We start from the raw sequence: 21,077 nt of genomic DNA on the forward strand, positions 1-21,077 counted from the left end.
CGTAATGAACGATCTCGAGGAGTTGGAGAGGGCGCTTGCCTATCCGTGGGAGAAATGGACGGTCTTCCTGCATCCGGCTCAGCGGTCAGTGGTGGAGGGTGCCTACAGTGGTCCCGCTCGCGTATCGGGATCCGCGGGCACAGGCAAGACCATAGTGGCGCTGCATAGAGCGGTCTTTCTTTCCCGAGAGCACCCGGATTCCCGGGTCTTGCTCGTCACCTTCTCGGAAGCGTTAGCCGACGCTTTACAAACCAAGCTACGCCGGTTGATTGGAAGTACCCAGCCTCGACTGGCAGAGCGCTTGGACGTTCATTCCTTCAGTGAAATGGGGAAGCGGTTGTATTCGCTTGCCTATGGAGCACCTCGAATGGCGTCCCGCGACCAGATTCGGCAGTACCTGAAAGAAGAACTCGCACAGGCCAGTGACATCAAGTTCGGACTGCCGTTCCTGCTTTCCGAATGGGACGAAGTGGTTGATGCGTGGCAGATCTCCGATTGGGAGGGCTATCGCGACGTCCGGCGACTGGGCAGAAAGACACGCCTTCCGGAAGCACAGCGGTCAGCCTTATGGTCGGTGTTTGCTGCCGTACTTGCGAAGTTGCAACAGGATCTATTGGTCACGGAGCCGGGCATGTTTGCTCGATTGACCAAGGATATGGAATCTCGGCGCAACCCTCCGTATGACTTTATCGTGGTGGACGAAGCGCAAGACATCAGCGTTCCCCAACTGCGCTATCTGACTGCGTTGGGTGCCGATAGGGCGAATGCCCTGTTCTTCGCTGGGGATCTAGGGCAAAGGATTTTCCAGCAGCCATTTTCGTGGAAGTCACTTGGCGTGGATATTCGCGGTCGAGCCAAGACACTGCAGATCAACTACCGTACTTCACATCAGATCCGTATGCAGGCGGACCGACTGCTCGGGATCGAGGTCGGGGACGTTGACGGCAATATTGAGGTCCGGAAGGGCACGGTGTCTGTCTTCAACGGCCCCGCGCCTGTTATCTCCATCTTTGCGGATGTGAAGGCAGAGGCGGCGGCAGTCTCTGAATGGATGAAGGCAAGGCTGGCCGAGGGAATACTTCCCGAAGAGATCGGCATCTTTGTTCGATCAAGTGATGAGCTGAGCCGTGCCCAAGACGCTTGCCTAGCAAGTGGGGTGAAGTTTCAGGTATTGGACGACCCCAAGGACCGGAAGGCCAACTCGGCTTCAGTCTGCAGCATGCATCTGGCGAAGGGACTGGAGTTCAAGGTAGTGGCGGTCATGGCTTGCGATGACGAGGTCATCCCGTCCCAGTCCCGAATTGAGTCGGTCGCCGACGGCGCGGACTTGGAAGATGTCTATGCCACGGAGCGACACCTTCTATATGTAGCGTGTACTCGTGCCCGCGATCATTTGCTGGTGACGGGCGTCTCGCCTGAGTCTGAGTTCTTGGCAGACTTGGGACATTGAAAGACGGTGGACGAACTGAAAGACGGTGGCAGACCCTCCGCCCCTACAGTGTCCCCACGGCTGCGAATCATCAAGAAAAAGGGCCTGCGATCGCTCGCAAGCCCTTGATATTTCTGGCGCCCGAAGTTGGACTCGAACCAACGACCCCCTGATTAACAGTCAAGTGCTCTAACCGGCTGAGCTATTCGGGCGAAGTCGGCTATTTTACCTTGACTGGCCGGTCGGTCAAGCCGGCAGCTAGTCCCGGAACTCAGATCGGGCAGGAAGCACCGGCTTTTGCTTCCGCCAATCGGCTTCTTCCGCCGACGCTGACGATGATCTGGCGCAGCTCCTGGCGCTCGGGGCTGCAGATATGCAGGGTGAGGTTGTCGCCGCGGGTGATGCCGTCGGGGCGGAAGCTCAGGGTCGGGCGGCCAACGCTGCTCACCACCAGCAACTGATTCAGATCGGAGGCTTGAATGACCGACAGGAGCGTCTCGGCGTCGCTTCGTTTCGCATCACCGTTGCTGTCGAGGAAGACGATCATGCCATCGGACCAATCCGGCTTGCCGTTGCAGGACAGTCCATCCGATGAACCGCAAAGCGTCGCCCGATGCCCGTGCAGGATCGCTTCCTGGCGGACCCGATGGATTTCGCCCTGCAATCGGTTGCTGACCGCCGCGACGCGATCGTGTTCGATCAAGGTCCGGAAACTGGGTACGGCCGCCGCCGAGAGTATCGCCACGATCGCCATCACGATGACGAGTTCGACCAGGTTGAATCCGCGTTCGCTGCGCATGGGCTGCTCCGACAGGGCTGGCCCAGCATGGTTTCCGGAAGGGTTGGCGGGCGTCGGCGGCCTCCGGACGTAGAGGTAGGAAATCCGCCAGTGCGGCTTCGTCCGATGCCGATTGGCGTCGGACTATACTGCGCGATTGCATCCGGAGCCCGCCGATGTCCGATCGCTTCGAACTCGTTGCGCCCTTCGAGCCCGCCGGCGATCAGCCGGAGGCGATCCGCCGCCTGATCGACGGTTTCGAATCCGGACTGGCGCACCAGACTCTGCTCGGCGTGACCGGCTCGGGCAAGACCTTCACGATGGCCAACGTCATCCAGTCCGTGCAAAAGCCGACGCTGGTGCTGGCGCCGAACAAGACGTTGGCAGCGCAGCTGTACGGCGAATTCAAGAGTTTCTTCCCGCACAACGCCGTCGAATATTTCGTCAGCTATTACGACTACTACCAGCCGGAAGCTTACGTTCCGGCCAGCGATACCTTCATCGAGAAAGACTCGAGCATCAACGAGCACATCGAGCAGATGCGCTTGTCGGCGACCAAGGCGCTGCTCGAACGTCGCGATGCGATCATCGTCGCGACCGTTTCGTCCATCTACGGCCTGGGCGACCCGAACGAATATTTCCGCATGGTCCTGCATCTGGTGAAAGGCGACCGGATCGACCAGCGCGAGCTGATCCGCCGCCTCACCGAGATGCAGTACACGCGCAACGACACCGAGCTGCGCCGCGCCTGCTACCGCGTGCGCGGTGAAACCATCGATGTCCACCCGGCCGAGAGCGAAATCGAGGCGCTGCGCGTGGAGTTGTTCGATGGCGAGATCGAGAATCTCGCGCTGTTCGACCCGCTGACCGGCGAGGTCTATCGCAAATTGCAGCGCTACACCCTGTATCCGAAGTCGCATTACGTGACGACGCGGCGCACCGTGCTCGATGCGATCGAGACGATCAAGCCGGAGATGAAGGAACGGCTGGAATATTTCTATCGCGAGAACAAACTGGTCGAAGCGCAAAGGCTGCAGCAACGCACGCAGTTCGATCTGGAGATGATGGCCGAGGTCGGCTTCTGCACCGGTATCGAGAACTACTCGCGGCATCTGACCGGGCGCATGCCCGGCGAACCACCGCCTTGTCTCTACGATTACCTGCCGCCGGACGCGCTGCTGGTGGTCGACGAATCGCACGTGACGATTCCGCAGCTGGGCGCGATGTACAAGGGCGATCGCTCGCGCAAGGAAACCCTGGTCAATTTCGGTTTCCGGCTGCCGTCGGCGCTGGACAACCGGCCGCTGAAATTCGAGGAATGGGAACGGCGTTCGCCGCGCGCCGTGTTCGTTTCGGCAACGCCGGGAAAGTACGAACACGAGCATTCCCAAGGCAATATCGTCGAGTTGCTGGTGCGCCCGACCGGGCTGATCGATCCTGAAATCGAAGTACGACCGGTGGCGACCCAGGTCGACGACCTGCTCTCGGAAATCCATCTGCGCACAAAAATCGGCGATCGCGTTCTGGTGACGACGCTGACCAAGAAGATGGCGGAGAACCTCACCGACTATCTTTCCGAGCATGGCGTGCGTGTGCGCTACCTGCACTCCGATATCGAGACTGTCGAACGCGTGGAAATCATCCGCGACCTGCGTCTTGGCGTGTTCGATGTGCTGGTTGGCATCAATCTGCTGCGTGAAGGCCTGGACATGCCGGAGGTGTCGCTGGTGGCGATCCTCGATGCCGACAAGGAAGGCTTCCTACGCTCGGCTGGCTCGCTGATCCAGACCATCGGACGCGCCGCGCGCAACCTGCGCGGCAAGGCGATCCTCTACGGCGATCGCATCACCAACTCGATGAAGATCGCCATCGACGAAACCGATCGTCGCCGTGCGATCCAGGTCGAATACAACCGCAAGCACGGCATTGTGCCGAAATCGATCACCCGCGAAATCATGGATGTGATGGAGGGCGCGCGTTCGACTGACGGCGAGTCCGGTCGCGGCCGTGACAAGCAGCGGCGCGTCGCCGAAGCGGGCAGTGATTACGTGATTCTCGATCCGACCAAGCTCGCGGCGAAGCTCAAGCAGCTCGAATCGCAGATGTACCAGCACGCGCGCGATCTGGAGTTCGAGCAGGCCGGCAAGATTCGCGACGAAATGCAGCGGCTCAGGGCCGCTTCGCTGCAGGCTTAGCCAAGCTTTTTGCTCGGCTTGCCGGCGCTGGCGGCGCGGCACAGAATCGGATCAGGGGGCGCCATGACGGAAGCGGATATCCAGGGTTTGTTGCGCGAAGCGCTGGCCCGCGATGGCGACGCCCGTGAGCGGTGGCTGCGGGAGTTGGAAGCGCATTCGCCCGATCAGGCGACTACCTTGCGGCGCTTGCTCGATGCGCAATCACGACCGGCAACGCAGGTGTTGCCGCTCGATGTCGCAACGGCGGTCGCAGCGCGCACGCAAAGCGGCGGCGGCCGGATCGGCCCATATCGATTGCTGCGTTTGCTGGGGCAGGGCGGCATGGGCGAGGTCTGGTTGGCCGAACGCGCCGATGCCGCCTATTCCAAGCAGGTGGCGATCAAGTTCATCGCCACCCTGCTCGGCAATCGCGAAGCGATCGACTGGTTCCGGCGCGAACGTCAGGCACTGGCGCGACTTGAACATCCGCATATCGCGCGCCTGCTCGATGGTGGCGAGAGCGAGGATGGTCGGCCTTTTCTGGTAATGGAATACGTCGATGGCCTGCCGATCGATACCTACTGTGCGGACCTGCCGCTGGACAAGGTGCTCGCCTTGTTCCTGCAGGTGTGTTCCGCCGTCGAGCATGCGCACCGCGCGTTGATCGTGCACCGCGACATCAAACCGGCGAACGTGCTGGTCACGGACGATGGCGAATCGAAGCTGCTCGACTTTGGCATCGCCAAGGAAATGGATTCCGGTGAACGCGGCGACAACGGCACCACGCGTACGCAGGCTTTCACGCTGCACTACGCCAGTCCGGAACAGATGGACAGCCGCCCGATCACCGTGGCGAGCGATGTCTATTCGCTGGGGGCATTGCTGTATCGATTGTTGAGCGGCCAGGTTCCCTATGCGCAGGTGACCAGTGCGATGGCGCAGTTGCGCGCGATCGAGGCTGGTCCGCCAGAACGTCCAAGCCGTGCCGTGCTCGGGCAGGTGAAGTTCGCCGAGTCCGAACGCAAGCGCCTTTCGCGCGGCCTGCAGGGCGACCTCGACGACATCGTGCTCAAGTGCCTGCGTCGCGAACCGGAGCTCCGTTACGGTTCGGCACGGGAATTGGCCGAGGAGATCCGTCGCTATCAGGCGCATGAACCGGTGCAGGCGCGACGCGGCAGCGTTGGTTATCGCGTGTCGCGCTGGTTGCGCCGCAACTGGTTGGCGGCCGGTGCAGCGGCGACGGTATTGCTGGTGCTCGCCGGCGGTCTGGCGGCGACGGCATGGCAGGCGAAAGTCGCCGAGCACCAGCGCGCGCTCGCGCAGAAACGATTCGATCTGTCGCGCAGCCTGGTGAAGGATGTGTTGTTCGATTTCCAGGATCGTCTCGCCTCCGTGCCCGGCACCATCGACGCGCGCAGGCAACTGGTCGATCGGACGAAAACGTATCTGCAGGCACTCGCGGTCGATGCCCAGGACGATCCCGGCATGCTCGTGGACTTGTCGACGGTCGAGCGTCGTCTCGGTGATATTTCCGGCAGCCCCAGCCTGCCCAACATCGGCGACACGGTGGCGGCGAGATTGCATTTCCAACGTGCCGAGGCGCTGGCACGACGGGCGATTTCGCTGCGTCCCGGCGATCAGCGATTGCAGCTGGAATTGGCGCGGGCGCTCGCAGCGCGCGGCTCCTTCGCTTTCTGGGACAACGATCTGACTGCTTCCGAGAAAGCCTATCGCGAGGCCATCCCGGTTTTTGCCAATGCATTGCAGCAACAGCCTTCGCCTGCGGCAGAGCGCGAGCACGCGTCGGCGGTGGTTGGCCTGGGCGACGTGCAGGCCTGGAACGGGCAATTGGATGCAGCGCTGGCGTCGTACGATCAGGTCTGCCCGGCATTGGTGCGCGAAGCGCAAAACGATGCATCGATGCAGGACGCAGCCTCGGTCTGCCACACGCGCCGTGCCGACACGCTGGCCTGGCTCGAGCGTTACCCTGAGGCCGAGCGCGAAATCGCCGGCGCCATCAGCATCAATGCCGCACAGCATGCCAAGCATCCGAAGGACATCAATGTCGGCCATGCCTACATCGTGTCCTTGATGAAACAGGGTGAGATCGCGCTGTGGTCGGACAAGAGCGACGCGGCGTTGAGTGCCTATTCCGAGTCACTCGCGATCGCCGATGCCGACATCCAGTCCAATCCTGGCGATCTGCGCTCGGCCCGCGATCTGGCGCTGGCGTACAACAAGCGTGGCGATGCGCTGTTGAAAATGAAGCGGATTCCCGAGGCCATTGCCGATTTCCACCTCGGCCTGGAAGGTTATCGACGCCTGCGCGACCGCGATCCGTCGCAGGCCGAGCACCAGCGGGATTTCGCCTCCTCGAACAAGCGCCTGGGCCAGGCCTATGTCGCCGCGGGTCAGCGCGAACTGGCGGTGCCGTACATGGACGAGTGGCTGAAGACGGCGCGCGATCGCTGGCAAGCAGCGCCGAAAGAGGTGGCGGCCAGGCGCGATCTCGCCGTGGCATTGGCTGATCGCGAGGACGTCTCCGGCAGCAGCGCGCAGCAATGTGGATGGGTCGTGGAAGAGGCTGGTCTATGGCGGCAACTGGAAAAGGAAGGCACGCTCTCGCCATCGGATCGCCCGCAATTCAAGCAGGCGGAAGAACGGTTGGCCGCGTGCCGGCCGTCGGGGCAGGGCAAGAAGCCCTGATGCGCAGCGTGCCGTTGCACTGCCCCCGATTTGCCAGCACCCGGCCCCTGCATTAGAATGCGCGCTCGTTTCGGGCGATTAGCTCAGCGGTAGAGCATTACCTTGACATGGTAGGGGTCACAGGTTCGAACCCTGTATCGCCCACCACGCCTTTCCGGCGTGATCCCGAAATCTGCGGCCCGGCCTAGCCGGGCCGTTTTCGTTTCCGGCCTTGAAAGTGCGGGCGAGCTTTGACAAGGCCGGGGCAGGGCACTAAATTCCGCTTCAGACCAGCCTTCAGGTGGCGTCGGGAAACCGCCGTCGAGCGTGCGACATGAGCACTACCAGCCGCCAACGATAAGTCCTGCCAGGTTCTCGTCGCGCACGAAGGACGCTTGGCGTCCTTTTTTATTTTCCACCCGTCCGTGTAGGAGCCAGCTTGCTGGCGACCACGTCAGCGGGTCGCCAGCAAGCTGGCTCCTACGAAAGCATCGAAGATTTTCGCCATGATCAACATCACGCTCCCCGACGGCAGCAAACGCCCGTTCGAAAATCCCGTTTCCGTCGCCGAAGTCGCCGCCTCGATCGGCGCCGGCCTGGCCAAAGCTGCGCTCGCCGGCAAGGTCGACGGCAAACTCGTCGATACCAGTTTCCGCATCGATCACGATGCGTCGCTGGAAATCGTCACCGAAAAACACCCCGACGCGCTGGAAGTGCTGCGTCACTCCACCGCGCATCTGCTCGCCCAGGCCGTGCAGCGCCTGTATCCCGGCGCGCAGGTCACCATCGGCCCAGTGATCGACAACGGCTTCTATTACGATTTTGCCTACGAGCGTCAGTTCACGCCGGACGATCTGCCGAAGATCGAAGAAGAGATGCTCAAGATCGTCAAGGAAGCGCTACCGATTTCGCGTTCGGTGAAGTCGCGCGACGACGCCGTGGCTTTCTTCAAGGGAATGGGCGAGAACTTCAAGGCCGAGATCATCGAATCGATCCCGGCAGCCGAAGATCTGTCGCTGTATTCGCAGGGCGATTTCATCGATCTCTGCCGCGGCCCGCACGTGCCGGCCACCGACAAGTTGCGCGCGTTCAAACTGATGAAAGTTGCCGGCGCCTATTGGCGTGGCGATTCCAACAACCAGATGCTGTCACGCATCTACGGCACCGCCTGGCTCAACGACAAGGACCTCAAGGCCTATCTGTTCCAGCTTGAGGAAGCCGAGAAGCGCGACCATCGCAAGATCGGCAAGGCCCTCGACCTTTTCCACCAGCAGGAAGAAGCACCGGGCATGGTGTTCTGGCATCCCAAGGGGTGGGCGTTGTGGCAGGTGGTCGAGCAGTACATGCGCAAGGTCTACCGCGATTCCGGCTATCAGGAAGTGCGCTGCCCGCAGATTCTCGATGTCTCGCTGTGGAAGAAATCCGGCCACTGGGACAACTACGCCGAGAACATGTTCTTCACCGAATCGGAGAAGCGTACCTACGCAATCAAGCCGATGAATTGCCCTGGTCACGTCCAGGTCTACAACCACGGACTGCACAGCTATCGCGACCTGCCGATCCGTTACGGCGAATTTGGCGCCTGCCATCGCAACGAGCCCTCGGGCGCGCTGCACGGGATCATGCGCGTGCGCAGCTTCACGCAGGACGACGGCCATATCTTCTGCACGCCCGAACAGATCGAATCCGAAGTCACGGCCTTCCATCGCCAAGCGATGCAGGTCTATGACCACTTCGGCTTCTCCGACATTTCGCTCAAGATCGCGCTGCGCCCGGAAAAACGTCTGGGCACCGACGAAACCTGGGATAAGGCCGAGGGCGCCTTGCGCGCTGCCTTGGCGGCGTGTGGCGTCGAATGGCAGGAATTGCCGGGCGAAGGCGCGTTCTACGGCCCGAAGATCGAATACCACATGCGTGACTCGATTGGCCGCGGTTGGCAGGTCGGCACCATGCAGGTCGATTTCATGATGCCCGAGCGCCTGGGCGCCGAGTATGTGGACGAGCATTCGAGCCGTCAGCACCCGGTGATGCTGCATCGCGCCATCGTCGGATCGATGGAGCGGTTCCTCGGCATCCTCATCGAAAATCATGCCGGTGCGCTGCCGTCCTGGCTTGCTCCGGTGCAGGCCGTGGTGCTCAACATCACCGACGCGCAGGGCGATCATGTCGCTTTCGTGCAGAAATCCCTTGTAAATCAAGGTTTCCGGGTCGCCGCCGATTTGCGGAACGAGAAGATCGGCTATAAAATCCGCGAGCACACGATGCAGAAAGTCCCTTACCTGCTGGTCGTCGGTGACCGCGAGAAGGAATTGGGCCTGGTTGCCGTGCGCACGCGCAGCGGCGAAGATTTGGGCACAATGACGCCGGAAGCTTTCGCCGCAAAGCTGCGCAACGAGTCCACCCCGGTCGCCTGAGGCGACCGGATTCCGAAAAACGAACGAGGATTGTCGAATCAATACGCCAGCGACCGAAAAAGGTAACCGCAAGAACAATGAGATCCGCGTCCCGCGCGTACGCGTGATTGGTGCGGATGGAGAAATGGTCGGCGTGCTATCGCGCGATGAAGCGCTGGCGCTTGCGGAAGAATCGGGCATGGACCTCGTCGAGATCCAGCCGACGGCGGATCCGCCGGTCTGCCGCATCATGGATTACGGCAAGTTCAAGTTCGAGGCCCAGAAAAAGGCCAATGCCGCCAAGAAGAAGCAGAAGATCGTCGAGATCAAGGAACTCAAGTTCCGCCCGACGACCGACGACGGCGACTACAACATCAAGTTGCGCAATCTTCGCCGTTTCCTGGAAGAGGGCGACAAGGTCAAGGTCAACATCCGTTTCAAGGGCCGCGAAATGGCCCACCAGGAGTTGGGCATGGAGATGGCGCGCCGGATCGAAGCCGACCTCGCCGACGAAGTGGTCATCGAGCAGCGGCCGCGCCTGGAAGGCCGACAGATGATCATGATGATCGCCCCCAAAAGAAAATAATCGGCCAAAGGTCGATACCCCCCGTTATCCCTTCCCCGCTTGTGGGGAGAGGGCAAAGGGAGGGGAAAACGCGCCGCGAGGCGCGTTTTTTGTTGCCGCTCGCGGAAATCCACTTAAATGCGGAGCGAACGCCGCCCGACATTTGATCCCGCCCCGCCCCCGGATCCCACCTCATGCAGTCCACGATGGACTTCTGCCCGAGGAGAGGGGGCGGGCGGCTTTCCATATGTGAGCGCGGACAGGGCTGGTTACGGATCAATCAACTTGCCTAAGCCACTGACTTTCCTGCATAATCACCGGTTCTTGGCTCCGGCCAAGAGCCCCGGTGCGGTATCCGGGCCCGGAACATCGGGCGAAGCCGCTATGGACCCAGCGTTGGATTCTTTGAATTCAATGACTTACAAGCCGACACAGGCAGGACGGAAAGACCGGGCTCAATGAGTTTTCGCGACGAAGTCGCGCAAGACCCAGACAAGCTTGGCGCCTAGGTCAGTCAAATAAAAAAACCGAAGGGACACCCACATGGCCAAGATCAAGATCAAGACCAATCGTGCGGCGGCCAAGCGCTTCCGGAAGACCGCTTCCGGCAAGTACAAGGCAGGCCACGCAAACCGTAGCCACATCCTCACCAAGAAATCGACCAAGCGTAAGCGCAACCTCCGCCAGACGAACCACGTCCGCGCCGAGGATTCCGGCCGTCTTGATCGCCAGCTGCCCTATCTCTGAGGAGGACTGAACCATGGCACGAGTCAAACGTGGTGTAACGGCGCGCCGTCGCCACAAGAAAATCATCAAGCTGGCGAAGGGCTATTTCAACGCCCGTCGCAAAGTCTTCCGCGTCGCCAAGCAGGCCGTCACCAAGGCTGCGCAGTACGCCTACATCGGCCGCAAGCAGCGCAAGCGCCAGTTCCGCGCCCTGTGGATCGTGCGCATCAACGCCGCCGCGCGTATGTACGGCCTGAGCTACAGCCGTTTCATGAACGGTCTGCTGAAAGCCGACATCAAGCTCGACCGCAAGGCCCTCGCCGACATCGCCGTGCACGACCTGCCGGCTTTCGGCAAGATCGCCGAGCAGGCCAAGCGCGCTCTCGCTGCGTAAGGCACAGTTGTAGGAGCGCTTTCAGGCGCGATCGCGGCTAAAGCCGCTCTACGACCGAAAGAGATGGGGAAGGGCGAGAGTCCTTCCCCATTTTGTTTTGTGGACTCCGTTGCAATCGACATGGATTCGAGATCCGCATGAGCGATATTGAAAATTTGACCCGCTCGGCCCTCGCCGACATCGCCGCTGCTGCCAACCTCGACGCGCTCGAAGCGCAGCGCGTCGCATTGCTGGGCAAGTCCGGCAGCATCACCGGCCAGCTCAAGCAGCTTGGCGCCCTGCCTGCCGATCAGCGCAAGGCTTTTGGCGAACACATCAATCGCGCGAAGGACAGCGTCAACGAAGCTATTTCCGCGCGCAAGACGGTTCTCGAAGATGCCGCCTTCGCCGAACGACTGGCCACCGAGAGCGTCGATGTAACCTTGCCCGGTCGCGGCAACGGCATAGGCAACCTGCACCCGGTTTCGCGCACGCTCGAGCGCATCACCGACATTTTCGCGCGCCTCGGTTACCAGCTCGCCGACGGCCCCGAGATCGAGGACGACTGGCATAACTTCGAAGCGCTGAATTTCCCGCCGCATCATCCGGCGCGCGCGATGCACGACACGTTCTATTTCCCTCCCGATGAAAGCGGCGCCGCCCGCCTGCTGCGCACGCATACCTCGGGTGTGCAAGTGCGTTTCATGCAGGAAAACAAGCCGCCGCTGCGCATGATCGCCGCCGGCAAGGTCTATCGCTCCGATTCCGACCAGACGCACACGCCGATGTTCCATCAGGTCGAAGGTCTGCTCGTCGACGAAACCTCCAGCTTCGCCGACCTCAAGGGCACGCTCGCCGAATTCGTGCGCGCGTTCTTCGAGCGTGATTTCGAGATGCGTTTTCGCCCCAGCTATTTCCCCTTCACCGAGCCGTCGGCGGAAGTGGATATCGCCTGGCAGCAGCCCGATGGCAGCACGCGCTGGCTGGAAGTCCTAGGCTGCGGCATGGTGCATCCGAACGTGCTGCGCAACTGCGGCATTGATCCGGAACGCTACACCGGCTTCGCTTTCGGCCTCGGCGTGGAGCGCTTTGCGATGCTGCGTTACGGCGTCAACGACCTGCGCAGTTTCTTCGAGAACGATGCGCGGTTCCTGAAGCAGTTCGCCTGATGGCTGGGAATAGGAAATCGGAAGTCGAGAATCGTTTCTCGTCCCAGATTCCTTCCCAGGCCGGTATCGCGATTCCCAATTCCCAATTCTCCATTCCCGGCCCTTTATGAAATTCCCCGAAAGCTGGCTCCGCGAACACGTCACGGTCAATGCCACGCGCGATGAACTCGCTGCCAGCCTGACCGCCATCGGCCTGGAGGTCGAAGGCGTTGAAAACATCGGCGCGGCGCTCGATGGCGTCGTGGTCGCGGAAATTCTTTCCTGCGCCAAGCATCCGGAAGCCGATCGCCTGCAGGTCTGCCAGGTTTCCGTGGGCACCGGCGAGCCGGTGCAGATCGTCTGCGGCGCACCGAATGCACGCGCCGGCCTGAAGGCACCGCTGGCCACGATTGGCGCGAAGTTGCCTGGCGGCATGGATATCAAGGCCGCGAAACTGCGCGGCGTCGAATCGTTCGGCATGTTGTGTTCGGCGAAAGAATTGGCGATCGATCCCGATGCTTCCGGCCTGCTGGAATTGCCGATCGACGCGCCGGTCGGCAGGCCGCTCGCAGATTATCTCGGTCTGCCCGATGCCAGCTTCGAACTCAAGCTCACGCCCAATCGTGCCGATTGTTTCAGTGTGCGCGGCGTGGCGTTCGATGTCGCAGCCGCCTTGGGCACGAGCGTCAACGCGCTTGAGATTCCGGAAGCGAAGATTGAAATCGACAACGCATTCACCATCGACTTGCAAGCCGGTGCCGATTGCCCGCGCTACTGCGGACGCATCGTCGAAGGCGTGAATCCTGCGGCATTGTCACCGCTGTGGCTTACTGAAAAACTCAAACGCGCCGGGCTGCGCCCGATCAGCCCGCTGGTCGATATCGCCAACTTCGTGATGCTTGAACTTGGCCAGCCCATGCATGCCTTCGATGCCGACACCTTGCGCGGCCCGATCGGCGTGCGTCACGGCAAGACCGGCGAAACCTGCAAGTTGCTCGATGGTCGCGACGCCATGATCGATGCCGGCTTTCTCGTCGTTACCGACGCCGACAAGCCGGTCGCGCTCGCCGGCATCATGGGCGGCTTCGATACCCGCGTGACCGAGACGACCGCACGCGTTTTTCTTGAAAGCGCGCACTTTGCACCGTCCGCGATCATCGGCCGTGCGCGCAAGCTTGGCCTGCATACCGACGCTTCGCATCGTTTCGAACGTGGCGTCGACCCATCGCTCCCGCGTTACGCACTCGAGCGCGCGACGGCTCTTGTGCAGCAGATCATGGGCGGCCAAGCGGGACCGATCAGCGAAACGGAGTTGCCCGAACATCTGCCGTTGCCAGCGCCCGTCCTGCTGCGACGTGATCGCCTCGCACGCGTGCTCGGTGTCGTGGTCGCGCCGGCGGAAGTCGAACGCATCCTGCGTGCGCTGGGCATGCAGGTGACGACGACGACGGAGGGCTGGCAAGTCACCGCGCCGACGCGCCGTTTCGACATCGCGATCGAGGAAGACCTGATCGAGGAAGTCGCGCGCATCCATGGCTACGAAGCGATCCCTGTGCGCACGCCGGCCGGCGAAATCCGTCTGGTCGCGCCGAGTGAAACCCGCGTCCCCGACGCGGTGCTGCGCCGGCAATTGGTCGCGCAGGATTATCTCGAGGCGATCAACTACGCCTTCGTCGATGCGCAGACGTTGACGACCTGGCATTTGCAGGACGGCGCCGTCGCACTCGCCAATCCGCTGACCTCGGAGCTCGGCGTGATGCGCACGTCGTTGTTGCCTGGACTGGTCGAAGCGTTGCGCGGCAATCGCGCGCGACAGCAGGAGCGCGTTCGCCTGTTCGAACTTGGGCGCGTGTTTCACCTTGACGCCGGCAAGGCGCCGCGCGAAACCCGCCGCATCGCCGCGATCGCCACCGGTCATGCCGACGCCGAACGCTGGTCGATCAGCGCTCGCGATATCGATTTCCACGATCTGAAGACTGAGGTGGAGCGTTTGCTGGCGCTTGCCGGAGCGACCGGCGAATTCCGACCGGCGACCGAGCCGTTCGGCCATCCCGGACGCAGCGCCACGATCTGGCGCGACGGCCAGCGCATTGGCTGGATCGGCCATCTGCATCCGCGCCTGGCCAAGGCTTTGGATCTGGATGGCGAGGTGGTCGGCTTCGAGCTCGACTTGGACATCGTCACTGCCCGCCCGGTCCCTCGTGCCGAGAGCCTGTCCCGGTTTCCGTTCGTCCGCCGGGACCTCGCGCTCGTCGTCCCGGAAACCATGCCTTGGGCCGCGCTTGAAGCCAGCCTCAAGGCCGCGCTGGGCGGGCGCTTGCGGGAGGTCGTGTTGTTCGACCAATACCGTGGCCCCGGTCTCGAAAACGGTACAAAGAGCCTCGCTATGGGCTTGATATTGCAGGACGTTTCCCGCACTCTGACCGACCTAGACGCCGATCAGGCGGTCGGCGATGCCTTGGCGGCGTTGGCCTCCGACTGCGGTGCCCAGTTAAGGAAATGAGTGCCGTCGCGGACGGCGGCTCGCAGGGGATGAGATGGCATTGACCAAGGCCGAAATGGCCGAACGCTTGTTCGAGGAAGTCGGTCTGAACAAGCGTGAAGCCAAAGAGTTCGTGGACGCCTTTTTCGACGCGCTGCGCGAGTCGCTGGAACGGGGGCAGAGCATCAAGCTCTCCGGCTTCGGCAACTTCGACCTGCGGCAGAAGAACCAGCGCCCGGGCCGCAATCCGAAAACCGGAGAAGAGATTCCGATTTCGGCGCGCACGGTCGTTACCTTCCGTCCGGGTCAGAAGCTGAAGGAGCGCGTGGAGGCATATGCTGGATCCGGGCAGTAACCGCGAGCTACCGCCGATCCCGGCGAAGCGCTACTTCACCATCGGTGAAGTCAGCGAGCTGTGCGACGTCAAGCCGCACGTGCTGCGTTATTGGGAAACCGAATTCGAGAGCCTCAGCCCGGTCAAGCGCCGTGGCAATCGTCGCTATTACCAACGCCACGACGTGTTGATGATCCGCCAGATCCGCGGCCTGCTTTACGAGCAGGGCTACACCATCAGCGGCGCGCGGCAACGCCTTGAAGGCGAGTCCGGCCGCGTCGAGACCAGCATGTCGGCGCAGATCGTCAAGCAGGTGCGCATGGAACTCGAAGAAGTGTTGGCGCTGCTCAAGCGCTGAATCGGCAATGTAGGAGCGACGCAAGTCGCGAACTCGCTCATATGGGCATCCGGCTCGCGATTTGCGTCGCTCCTACACACCAGCAATTCCCGTATAATCGCCAGCCTGTCGGGGCGTAGCGCAGCCTGGTAGCGCATCTGCCTGGGGGGCAGAGGGTCGTGGGTTCAAATCCCGCCGTCCCGACCAAGTATCAAAGCAAGTTAGTTCAAAAAACCCGCCTTCCGGCGGGTTTTTTCTGAGCCGCATGAGCGGCGATGCCACTGCTCTGTCAAAGCAAGCTAGTTCAAAAAAACCCGCCGGAAGGCGGGTTTTTTCTGAGTCGCATGAGCGGCGATACTACTGCTCTGTCAAAGCAAGCTAGTTCAAAAAACCCGCCTCCCGGCGGGTTTTTTCTTTTCATCGGGAGGATGGTGCAACCGGTCCTCAGCTATCAAAGAGCGCCGCATCCAGGGCCAGCAACGACGTCGGTCCGCTGCGCATGGTTGCCGCATGCGAATGGATGCGCGGCAAGATGCGGGCGAAATAGAAGCGCGCGGTTTCACGCTTCATCGTGCGGAAGTCAGCAGGGTAGTCGCCGGCATCCGCGGTCGCCACGGCGCGGGCCCACCAGTAAGCCAGCGCGACGTAGCCGGAATAGAAAAGGTAGTCGACCGAAGCCGCGCCTACTTCATCGGCATTGCTCATCGCTTTCTTGCCGATTTCCATGGTCAGCTCGCCCCATTGTTTGGTCACTTCCGCGAGCGGCAGCACGAATTCGGTGAGCTCTGGCTTGGTCGCATTGGCTTCGCAGAATTTCTGGATCATGCCCAGGAATTGGCGCATGCCCGCGCCCTGCAGTTGCATGATCTTGCGGCCCAGCAGGTCGAGCGCCTGGATCTGCGTGGTGCCTTCGTAGATCGTGGTGATGCGGGCGTCGCGCGCGAGCTGCTCCATACCCCATTCGGCAACGTAACCATGCCCACCGAAAACCTGCATCGAATGGTAGGTGCATTCGTTCGCCCATTCGGTGAGCAGGCCCTTGGTGATCGGCGTGAGGAAGCCCAGCAATTCGTCGGCAGCTTTCTTCTCTGCTTCATCCGTCGAGCGCTCGATCACGTCCACCTGCGTCGTCGCATGCAGGGCCAGCATGCGTGAGCCTTCCGCCAGCGATTTGCAGGTCAGCAGCATGCGGCGGATATCCGGATGCACGATCAGCGGGTCGGCGGGTTTGTCCGGGAATTTCGCGCCGCTCATCGCGCGGCCCTGCAGGCGGTCGCGCGCGTAGGCGAGGGCATTCTGGTAGGCGCGATCCATCAGGCCCAGGCCTTGCAGGCCGACGGCGAGGCGCGCGGTATTCATCATCGTAAACATCGCGTTGAGGCCTTTGTTCGGCTGACCAATCAAATAGCCTTGCGCGCCGTCGAAGTTCATCACGCAGGTCGCCGAACCGTGGATGCCCATCTTGTGTTCGATTGAACCGCAGCGCACCGTGTTGCGCTCGCCGACCACGCCTTCGCGCGTGACCTTGAATTTCGGCACGATGAACAGCGAAATGCCTTTCACGCCCGCCGGCGCATCGGGAAGACGCGCGAGTACCAGGTGAATGATGTTGTCGGTGAAATCGTGTTCGCCGCCGGTGATGAAAATCTTGGTGCCGGTGACGGCATAGCTGCCGTCAGCATTGGCTTCAACGCGGGTTTTCAGCAGACCCAGATCAGAGCCGCAATGCGGCTCGGTCAGGCACATCGTGCCGGTCCATTGACCGGCGATGATCGGCTTGAGGAAGACCTCCTTCTGCCAGTCTTCGCCATGATGTTTCAGCGCTTCGACGGCGCCGTGCGAGAGCAGAGGATAGTTGCCCCAGGAAAGATTGGCGGCATCGATCATTTCCTTGGCGGCGGCACCGAAACTTTCCGGCAGGTCCTGGCCTCCCATCGCTTCTGGCGCGGTCAGACCGGTCCAGCCGCCCTCGACGAATTGCGCGTACGCCTGCTTGAATCCCGGCGGTGTGGTCACCGTGCCGTTGGCCTTGTCGAAGACGCAACCATGCTCATCGCCGACCGCGTTGAGCGGCGCCAGCACCGATTGCGTGAACTTCGCTGCTTCCTCCAGCACCGCATCCATCAGATCGCGTTCGGCGTTGACGATGCCAAGGCGTTGATAGATTTTCTCGGCGCCGATCACGTCGAAGAGCGCGAACTTGATGTCGCGAAGCGGGGCGGTGTAGTTGTTCATTGCGTGCTTCCTTGGATGTCGATGCGCCGCGCGTCAGCGCATGACGCCGGTGAGGCCGGGAGCGGGATTGAGCGTGCTCTCGTAGCTGAATTCGTCGTCGCGTTTCGGATCATGGGTATTGATCCGGCCCGACAAGGTGTAGCGCACCGGTCGGCCGGCGGAGAGCGCCGACGCGAGCGTGGCTTTCGCCAGCAAGGCTGGGCTGATCGTGGTGCTGACGATATCGGCGGACTCGGGACCGATCGTCAGCGCCGGAGTGAGCGTGATCGCGCCGGCATCCTGGCCTGAAACGACCAGTTTTGCGCGGACGCTGTCGAAGGTGGTCGGGACGTTGCTGAAATTCTGCAAGCGGACCGTCAAGCGCCATTGGCCGTTGGCCTGGGCGACCAGTTCCTGCAGGCTCGCGCGCGGCGGATTGATCATTTTCTTGGTGCCACCGAAACATCCGGCAAGGAGGGCGGTGAACAACAAAGCGAGCAGCAGTCTGGAGGCGTGGCGCATTGGGTATATCCCTTGATTCATCGCGGCGAGCATAGCAGGCGGCCTCTTTGGAACGTCGCAGCGGCGCGGTGTTCCCGCGATCCCAATGTGGAGGTCGCCATGGCGGCGATGTCTTGCTCGAACATCGGCCAGTCAATGCGATCCGGGGCGCGCGTGACGAGACAAGCGACAAGGGCGATGCGCTATCAGGGCGGCGGTGAACATCACCGTCGGGTCGCGACAGAAGACTTGTTGCCGTCGCCGTCGCCGCTTGGGCAGGCACGAGACAGCGATCGTATCGATGGCAGCGAAACTTCGCGTGCCCGGGTGCCAGGCTTGCGCGCGACGCGGTGGGTTTTGGCCAGAAATCGATCAAATGTTATCGATACTAACCTTGCCATTGATTATGGTCACAACCTGTAAGGAATCGATAACGGTGGGATACGGCATCAGGTGCGGGAATGGCTGTCGATCCGCAAGCGATAGCGACTTTACGCAGCCGTGCCGACGCAAAACCATCGAGCACGATCACGCGATGTTTCTCGCTGTCGATCCGGATGCTACTTATGACCCCCGGATTGCGAAGCAGCAGCGAACGCGGCGCTTCGCCACCGGGACCTCGTCAGCGACATGGATACGGCCAGTGCTCGTGCTGTTTCCCGGGGTTGCCCGCGCAAGTGCGAGCCGGCCCTGTTCCCGGTTCGCGACGACGGCGCGACGCGACCCCACCTTTTCTGCGATTCGCGTCTGGCGGTCGCATCTTTTGGGCCCCGAAAGGGGCCCTGTTTTTTGCAGCGCCATTCGGTGCGCGCGCAAGTTCCATCACTGGACTGGAGCCGGATTTACCGCCAGTCATAAGAAATGGGATATTGATATCGGGTCGAGCCGCCAGCCGCGCACGCTTGCCGATGGAGGAAAACTCAATGCTGCGCACTCTTGTTTTGCTGGTCTCTCTTTTGCTGACCTCGGGCTCATTCGCCGATGCTCCAAGTGTCCATATGGAGTTCAAAGGATTTTTCCTTAGATATTCCCCGGGAGGAGTTAGGTTCTACGCCGCGTTCGAGGTGACAAACAGCACATCAGATGAGATTGAATTTGTAGGGAATTCGGAAGGCGGGAGAATCTATGTGGACACGAATTGGGAGGGAACGGAAGAGATTCAGTCGCAAGCTGGAGGTAACTGGGAGAGTGGTGTTGCGAGCCTTGAAGAAAGAACGGAGCCTTCGGGCCGGCTGGTGGTCAAACCGGGCGGGAAAGGGCAGCTCTTTTTTTCCTGGAACGAAACAAATTTTATTGAGGCAGAGGGAAGTACGAAGTTTCGTTACGTCATGAGAGATATCAAAGGCAAGGAGTATGTGACCGACGAATTCGGTATTCATGACAAAGCGAAGGAAATAACTTACGAGGTATTTCCAAATGATGTGCCTGTTGAAAGCCGAGACGGCATCTAATGAGCCCGGAGAAACGGCATCAGGGACACTTGCCGTTGTCCACGAAAGCAGGCAAATCGAGATAAGTGCCTTGGCCCCGTTCTTCCTGCTACTTGCGACACACCTAGGCGTCGTGGCATGTACTGAACGGAATACCGTTTCAGGAACTGATGGAGCTGGGCGGCTGGGCCAGCTACGACATGGTTCTGCGATATGCCCACCTCGCGGCGGATCATCTGCGCTGGGCGGCCAACCGGATCAATGACACGTTTTCGGCACACAAACAAAAGCCGCAACTGGTGCGGCTTTTGTAAGTCACTGAAGAATATGGTGGCCAGGGAGGGAATCGAACCCCCGACACGGGGATTTTCAATCCCCTGCTCTACCAACTGAGCTACCTAGCCGTTTTTGTTTGTTGCTTCGGCCTGGCGGTGCAGGACGAGCGGCGAATGATAGCGGCCGGGAGGGGACTAGGCAAGCCTGAGGCCGGCCCTAGTCGCCATTTCGGGCTTCGGAATGTCTCGGAAATTGGCTGGTGAATGCAGCAGCGGGGCAGGTCATGATGCCGGCGGGACATAGCCCGCCGGTGCTTCGGCACCGCCGCCGAACAGGAATTTTTCCATCTCGCCTTCAAGATAGGCACGGTGCTTCGGATCCAGCGGCGATAGTCGGTTTTCGTTGATCAGCATGGTCTGGTGCGCCAACCATTCGCCCCAGGCGAGCTTGCCGATGTGTTCGAACACGCGCTTGCCCAAGGCGCCGGGCCAGGGCACGAAGGCCAGACCTTCGGTTTCTTGCTGGTGTTTTTCGCAGAAGACGATGCGGGTCATGAGTGTCGCCGTTGGCAGGTGGGGGTGTGGGTGTGCGAAGCAGGCTTCAAGTCGATTTGCGGAAGTAGCACCAGGTGAATTGTTGGATGGTGTCGAACGGCGTGCGATGCGACTCGCGACCATGCTGCATCAGCATGAATGCCTCGCCGAATTCCGCCTGCAGTTGCGCAGCGTCGTAACGCTTCACCGGCAGGCCACTGCACTTCAATGGGCCATCCTCGGCGAATGTCGCGATGATGACATGCCCGCCGGGCTTGACCGCGTGCAGCACCGTGGAAACATAGCGACGGCGATCTTCGTCTTCAATGAGAAAGTGGAATGCGGCGCGGTCGTGCCACAGGTCAAAACCGTTCGCAGGCAATTCGCTCCGGGTGATATCGGCTTCGATCCAGCTGACCTCGTCGGCGCGATCGCCGAGACGATTCTGCGCGACAAACAATGCAGCGGCGGACAGGTCGAGGACGCTGATCCTGCGATAGCCGTCGACCAGAAGATCGTCCACCAGGGTCGACGCGCCGCCGCCGATATCGATGATGGAGTCCGTCCTGGCGATGCCTGATTCCCTGATCAAGCGCAGCGGATTTTCCGCGTGCGCCTGGAACCAGCTGACCTCCGTCGCGGCCTTGCTGGTGTAGACCTGTTGCCAGTGCGCTTTCGATGACATGGGTTTTCCAGGAG

General features: G+C 61.2%; 18 protein-coding genes and 4 tRNA genes. 15 read left to right on the forward strand and 7 right to left on the reverse strand.

Annotated elements, in window-relative coordinates; genetic code table 11:
- The coding region (locus VKM35_RS04340) for a UvrD-helicase domain-containing protein (RefSeq protein WP_324318737.1) at positions 1-1,450 on the forward strand (1,450 nt) is incomplete at its 5' end.
- Positions 1,451-1,564: 114 nt separating this feature from the next.
- Here VKM35_RS04340 and VKM35_RS04345 read toward each other — a convergent pair.
- Both VKM35_RS04345 and VKM35_RS04350 read right to left on the reverse strand, forming a co-directional pair.
- A tRNA-Asn gene (locus VKM35_RS04345) sits at positions 1,565-1,641 on the reverse strand.
- Positions 1,642-1,700: 59 nt separating this feature from the next.
- Complete coding sequence (locus tag VKM35_RS04350) at positions 1,701-2,228, reverse strand: GspH/FimT family pseudopilin (protein WP_324318739.1); 528 nt, start codon at positions 2,226-2,228, stop codon at positions 1,701-1,703.
- A 155-nt stretch (positions 2,229-2,383) separates the two neighbouring features.
- Between VKM35_RS04350 and uvrB the strand changes: the two genes are divergently transcribed.
- From uvrB to VKM35_RS04410, 12 genes are all read left to right on the forward strand, one after another.
- Positions 2,384-4,402 carry an excinuclease ABC subunit UvrB gene (gene uvrB, locus VKM35_RS04355; RefSeq protein ID WP_324318741.1) on the forward strand — a complete coding sequence of 673 codons (2,019 nt, stop codon included), beginning with the start codon at positions 2,384-2,386 and terminating at the stop codon, positions 4,400-4,402.
- A 63-nt stretch (positions 4,403-4,465) separates the two neighbouring features.
- Positions 4,466-7,087 (forward strand): protein kinase domain-containing protein, encoded by a 2,622-nt coding sequence (locus tag VKM35_RS04360; RefSeq protein ID WP_324318743.1) that lies wholly within the window; start codon positions 4,466-4,468, stop codon positions 7,085-7,087.
- Positions 7,088-7,159: 72 nt separating this feature from the next.
- Positions 7,160-7,234, forward strand: a tRNA-Val gene (locus tag VKM35_RS04365).
- Between the two features lie 338 nt (positions 7,235-7,572).
- Positions 7,573-9,480 carry a threonine--tRNA ligase gene (gene thrS, locus VKM35_RS04370; RefSeq protein WP_324318745.1) on the forward strand — a complete coding sequence of 636 codons (1,908 nt, stop codon included), beginning with the start codon at positions 7,573-7,575 and terminating at the stop codon, positions 9,478-9,480.
- Between the two features lie 37 nt (positions 9,481-9,517).
- Positions 9,518-10,045: a translation initiation factor IF-3 gene (gene infC, locus VKM35_RS04375; RefSeq protein WP_324318799.1), complete on the forward strand. Its 528-nt coding sequence runs from the start codon at positions 9,518-9,520 to the stop codon at positions 10,043-10,045.
- Between the two features lie 522 nt (positions 10,046-10,567).
- The gene (rpmI, locus tag VKM35_RS04380) at positions 10,568-10,771 is read left to right on the forward strand and encodes a 50S ribosomal protein L35 (protein WP_022969124.1); all 204 of its coding nucleotides are present in this window, start codon (positions 10,568-10,570) and stop codon (positions 10,769-10,771) included.
- 13 nt (positions 10,772-10,784) lie between these two features.
- Positions 10,785-11,144: a 50S ribosomal protein L20 gene (gene rplT, locus VKM35_RS04385; protein WP_324318748.1), complete on the forward strand. Its 360-nt coding sequence runs from the start codon at positions 10,785-10,787 to the stop codon at positions 11,142-11,144.
- Positions 11,145-11,281: 137 nt separating this feature from the next.
- On the forward strand, positions 11,282-12,292 hold the full coding sequence (gene pheS / locus VKM35_RS04390) for a phenylalanine--tRNA ligase subunit alpha (protein WP_324318750.1): 1,011 nt from the start codon (positions 11,282-11,284) through the stop codon (positions 12,290-12,292).
- A 106-nt stretch (positions 12,293-12,398) separates the two neighbouring features.
- Positions 12,399-14,774: a phenylalanine--tRNA ligase subunit beta gene (pheT, locus tag VKM35_RS04395; protein WP_324318752.1), complete on the forward strand. Its 2,376-nt coding sequence runs from the start codon at positions 12,399-12,401 to the stop codon at positions 14,772-14,774.
- 34 nt (positions 14,775-14,808) lie between these two features.
- On the forward strand, positions 14,809-15,108 hold the full coding sequence (locus VKM35_RS04400) for an integration host factor subunit alpha (protein ID WP_324318754.1): 300 nt from the start codon (positions 14,809-14,811) through the stop codon (positions 15,106-15,108).
- Positions 15,089-15,445 carry a MerR family transcriptional regulator gene (locus VKM35_RS04405; protein WP_324318757.1) on the forward strand — a complete coding sequence of 119 codons (357 nt, stop codon included), beginning with the start codon at positions 15,089-15,091 and terminating at the stop codon, positions 15,443-15,445. Before VKM35_RS04400 ends, VKM35_RS04405 begins: the two co-directional genes overlap by 20 nt.
- A gap of 109 nt (positions 15,446-15,554) precedes the next feature.
- Positions 15,555-15,631 (forward strand) — tRNA-Pro (locus tag VKM35_RS04410).
- A gap of 237 nt (positions 15,632-15,868) precedes the next feature.
- Here VKM35_RS04410 and VKM35_RS04415 read toward each other — a convergent pair.
- Together VKM35_RS04415 and VKM35_RS04420 are read right to left on the reverse strand one after the other, a co-directional pair.
- Positions 15,869-17,659, reverse strand: a complete 1,791-nt coding sequence (locus VKM35_RS04415) for an acyl-CoA dehydrogenase C-terminal domain-containing protein (RefSeq protein ID WP_324318759.1) — start codon at positions 17,657-17,659, stop codon at positions 15,869-15,871.
- A 33-nt stretch (positions 17,660-17,692) separates the two neighbouring features.
- Positions 17,693-18,160, reverse strand: a complete 468-nt coding sequence (locus VKM35_RS04420; protein WP_324318761.1) for an LEA type 2 family protein — start codon at positions 18,158-18,160, stop codon at positions 17,693-17,695.
- A 902-nt stretch (positions 18,161-19,062) separates the two neighbouring features.
- Between VKM35_RS04420 and VKM35_RS04425 the strand changes: the two genes are divergently transcribed.
- Together VKM35_RS04425 and VKM35_RS04430 are read left to right on the forward strand one after the other, a co-directional pair.
- Positions 19,063-19,590 carry a hypothetical protein gene (locus VKM35_RS04425; protein WP_324318763.1) on the forward strand — a complete coding sequence of 176 codons (528 nt, stop codon included), beginning with the start codon at positions 19,063-19,065 and terminating at the stop codon, positions 19,588-19,590.
- Between the two features lie 149 nt (positions 19,591-19,739).
- Positions 19,740-19,883, forward strand: coding sequence for a hypothetical protein (locus VKM35_RS04430; RefSeq protein ID WP_324318765.1), 144 nt, complete (start codon positions 19,740-19,742; stop codon positions 19,881-19,883).
- Between the two features lie 14 nt (positions 19,884-19,897).
- Here the strand turns inward: VKM35_RS04430 and VKM35_RS04435 are convergent.
- From VKM35_RS04435 to VKM35_RS04445, 3 genes are all read right to left on the reverse strand, one after another.
- Positions 19,898-19,973, reverse strand: a tRNA-Phe gene (locus VKM35_RS04435).
- A 153-nt stretch (positions 19,974-20,126) separates the two neighbouring features.
- Positions 20,127-20,399 (reverse strand): oxidative damage protection protein, encoded by a 273-nt coding sequence (locus VKM35_RS04440; RefSeq protein ID WP_324318767.1) that lies wholly within the window; start codon positions 20,397-20,399, stop codon positions 20,127-20,129.
- A 46-nt stretch (positions 20,400-20,445) separates the two neighbouring features.
- Entirely contained in the window at positions 20,446-21,063 is a 618-nt protein-coding gene (locus VKM35_RS04445; RefSeq protein ID WP_324318769.1) for a class I SAM-dependent methyltransferase, read from the reverse strand.
- Positions 21,064-21,077: the final 14 nt, after the last annotated feature.

Origin of the sequence: Arenimonas sp. (assembly GCF_035312645.1) — a bacterium.
GTDB lineage: Bacteria > Pseudomonadota > Gammaproteobacteria > Xanthomonadales > Xanthomonadaceae > Arenimonas.